Origin of the sequence: Chamaesiphon sp. VAR_69_metabat_338 (assembly GCF_031423935.1) — a bacterium.
In the GTDB taxonomy this organism is placed as follows: Bacteria; Cyanobacteriota; Cyanobacteriia; order Cyanobacteriales; family Chamaesiphonaceae; genus Chamaesiphon.
This window is the reverse complement of the sequence record NZ_JANPGM010000195.1, coordinates 1-3593: the sequence shown is the minus strand read 5'-3', so window position 1 is coordinate 3593 and position 3593 is coordinate 1. Positions and strand designations below refer to the sequence as shown.

General features: G+C 49.6%; 1 protein-coding gene and 1 pseudogene. Both read left to right on the top strand.

Annotated features, from left to right (window positions below; translation table 11 throughout):
* Nucleotides 1–420 (top strand): annotated as a pseudogene (locus RMO84_RS05705) (bifunctional metallophosphatase/5'-nucleotidase); the annotation flags it as partial.
* A gap of 310 nt (nucleotides 421–730) precedes the next feature.
* Complete coding sequence (locus tag RMO84_RS05700; RefSeq protein ID WP_310487509.1) at nucleotides 731–3424, top strand: alkaline phosphatase family protein; 2694 nt, start codon at nucleotides 731–733, stop codon at nucleotides 3422–3424.
* Nucleotides 3425–3593 lie beyond the last annotated feature (169 nt).

Below are 3593 nucleotides of genomic sequence, written 5' to 3'. Positions count from 1 at the left end.
TTTGGCGAAGCTGGCGACGATATCCTCGATGCCACTGTTGGCAAAGGCGGCAATCGCCTCTATGGTGGTGCGGGTAACGATACCTTATTCGCGGGGAGTAATGATTTCCTCGATGGTGGCGATGGTAACGACATTATCTATGCTGGCAAGGGTGGCAACACGCTCTACGGTAGTGCGGGTAGTGACAAGTTCTATTTAGCAACTGGCAGTCTGCCTACTAGTACTAATACGGTGAGCGACTTTGGGGTGGGGATCGACAAGCTACTCATCTTGGGCATTGCTGGTGTGACTGACTTTAGCAAACTCACCCTCACCCAACAAGGTGCCGACACGCTCGTCAAGGTTAGCGGAAAGGATCTCGCGCTCTTAACTGGCATTCAATCTAGCACGCTTAATTCCAGCAGTTTTGCATTCGTCTAGGTTCGCAAGTATCTAAATAGATGGGGTTAGAGAATGTCTGAAAAATCAATTTTGTTAGGCTCAAACCTTAGAAAATCCCCCTAACCCCCTTAAAAAGGGGGGGGAACCAGATTCTTAGTCCCCCTTTTTAAGGGGGATTTAGCGGCTCCCGCTCGTCGGGTTCCCCGACGGTTTAGGGAGACAAGACAGGGGGATTTACCCACTGCAAACGGAGCAATTAGACTTTTCAGACATCCTCTGAATTTCGATCGGAATTAGCCCTATTAATATTTGGTTTGAAGTTTACAAAAAATTCAATTTTATAAATAACATGGCTCCTAAAGTAATCTTGCTCTCCCTCGATGGGGCGAGCGATGCGATCGTCGATAAGTATTTAGCAAATGGCGTTCTCGATGCCAAAACTGGCTTGGGACTGCTCAAAAGTAAAGGGGTTGCAGCGACAGATAATCAAACCATTACACCGTCGATTACCGCGCCATCTCACATCGCGATCGCCACTGGTTCGACCGCAGTTAATAATGATATCAATGCCAATAGTTTCAGCCTAGTCTCCAATCCTTTTACCACCAATACTAGCGGTTTTGCCGCCCCCATCGGTGGTTATGACTATCAAACTGGGATCGACCCCAGCGAGGATAAGACGCCCACCGCTACGCCGATCTGGACGACGCTGCAAGCTGCGGGCAAAACTGTCGTCGCGGCGACTTTTCCTGGTGCGGATGGCGCGAATATTCTCTCCTCAACTGCTAGCAAAGCCATCTTAGACAAAAAAGAAGACCGCACAGTCAGTTATACCGTGCCCTTTGGCGCATTTGGTGGCGTCGGTGGGACGGGATTTAGTCTGACGGCGGCTGATTTTACGGTCAGTAATACTCAAGCCGTGACCGGACTAACCGCTCTGGGCAAAAATTCTTACAGTACGGTCAAAGTTGCTAAATTAGAATCGATCGCTGCCACTGCCTTGACTGGTGGTAGTAGCAATAGTTATGACATGCAGGTCGCCGCGATCGATACTACCGATGATAAAGTTGCCAATTACGATACCTTGGTCGTCTTCGATGCCAATGTCGGCATCAAAGGTGCTGCCACTTTACCCGCAACTGGCTCGGCGTTTATCAAAGCCAGCGACCAAAAATCTAGTTCCTTCTACTTCGAGGGCAGTACAAATAAAGTCGGTACTTCTTTCTTCGCTAGTACCCTCACTGGCGATTTATCGAAAGTAAATATTGCGCGGTATTCGAGTGCTTATATTCCCCGTCCGGCAGAAAGTCCAGGGGTGGTTGCGAATGTCGATGATATCAATACCAATATCGGCACCTGGGCACCCCAGGCCGATTTTCGCTTTCCCGAACGGCTCAATACTGGGTTGACCAAATTTAGCGATGCCGAACTCGAAACAATCTACCAAGATCAGGTTAAAACCTTCGTCGATTATCAGACCAAAGTCTTGCTCCGCAGCATCAAGCAAAACCCCAATGCCGATTTGGTACTCGGTTATATCGAGCAACCCGATGGCTCGGAACACCAGTTCCTACTGACAGATTCGCGTCAAGCAACGGACTTTACCGATCCCAACAGTATCGGGACGGGTCAGGATACCGCTAAAGTAGCACGCTACGCCAAATATGTCGAAACTGCCTATCAGGCTGCGAACACAGCCGTTCAGAAGGTGATTGACGCGGTTGGAGTAGATGCGACAGGTACGCCCAATAGTAATGTGATCGTCACTTCCGATCATGGTTTCTCCTCCTTCCACACGGCAGTAAGTATTAATAACCTGCTCAAAAATGCGGGTTTCGACAGTAACAAAGTGCGGGCAGTAGTCAGCGGCCCTGCTGTAAATATCTACATCAACCTCAAAGGGCGCGAAGCGGCGGTTGCGGGCGTGCAGCAAGTGGAAGTCTCTGAATATTTGACCCTGCAAAAACAGGTCATCGCCACGCTTAAAGGTTATATCGATACTAATGCTAACTATACCGATGGGGTGGCAAGTGTCGGGATTTTTGACAAGGTTTACAATCGCGATGTGCCAGCTACGGCCACTTCCGCCAACGAGGTGATTGATGCGCGGGGGACGTTTATCGGTCAAGATACTGGGGATGTCTTCGCATTGCTCAAGACTGGCTACAACTTCGATGGCACCCAATCGACGCCAGTAATTCGCAAAGGCGATACGGCGACTGCGAGTACTGCCGTCTTGTCAGTGCCCAACTTCTATGGCGCGCACGGTTATGACCCCACGCTCACCGATATGAAGGCGATTTTCTACGCAGCGGGGCCAGATATCGTCCAGCAGCCCCTCGGTAGCGTCCAGAATATCGACATCGCCCCGACGATCGAGAAAATCTTGGATGTGACACCTGCCGCTACCGTCGATGGTAAGGCAATCCCGATCGTCAAGTCGCCATCATCAGTTATTACTGGTACCGCTGCTGATGATACTAAAAATGTTTCCAACAGCCTCAATACGATTTTTACCGATGGTGGTAACGATGTGGTGGATAGTTCTGTCGGTAAAGGTGATAACCGGATCTATGGTGGCGATGGCAACGACGAACTGTATGCGGGTAAGAACGATCGCTTATTTGGCGAAGCTGGCGACGATATCCTCGATGCCACTGTTGGCAAAGGCGGCAATCGCCTCTATGGTGGTGCGGGTAACGATACCTTATTCGCGGGGAGTAATGACTTCCTCTCTGGTGGCGATGGTAATGACATTATCTACGCCGGTAAAGGTGGTAGCACCCTCTCTGGCGACAGTGGTACCGATAAGTTCTATCTGGCTTACAATGGTGCTCCCACTAGTACTAATACGGTTGCTAACTTTGAAGTCGGGATCGACAAGCTGCTGATTTTGGGGATCTCTGGCGTGACTGACTTTAGTAAAGTCACCCTGACTCAAAAGGGTACAGACACTCTAGTCGCTGCTGGTGGTAAAGATCTAGCTGTATTAACTGGCATTCAGTCGAGTAGCCTGACTACTAGTAGTTTCGCTTTTGTTTAACATCTCGATCGACAAAAATTAGCCAACAGAGCCGACTACTACGAGAAGTCGGCTCTGTTTTTAGGATCGATCGAGACATCGGGTAAAAGCGATCGTCATGGTTCTACCTAAGAGGATGTTTGGAAATACGGAGATCCCCCTGCTTGTCTTGACGCACACAACCTGGAGG

Bases quoted from the DNA above. Each gene is read 5' to 3' on its own strand.
- RMO84_RS05700 (WP_310487509.1), top strand. From the start codon at position 731: ATGGCTCCTAAAGTAATCTTGCTCTCCCTCGATGGGGCGAGCGATGCG.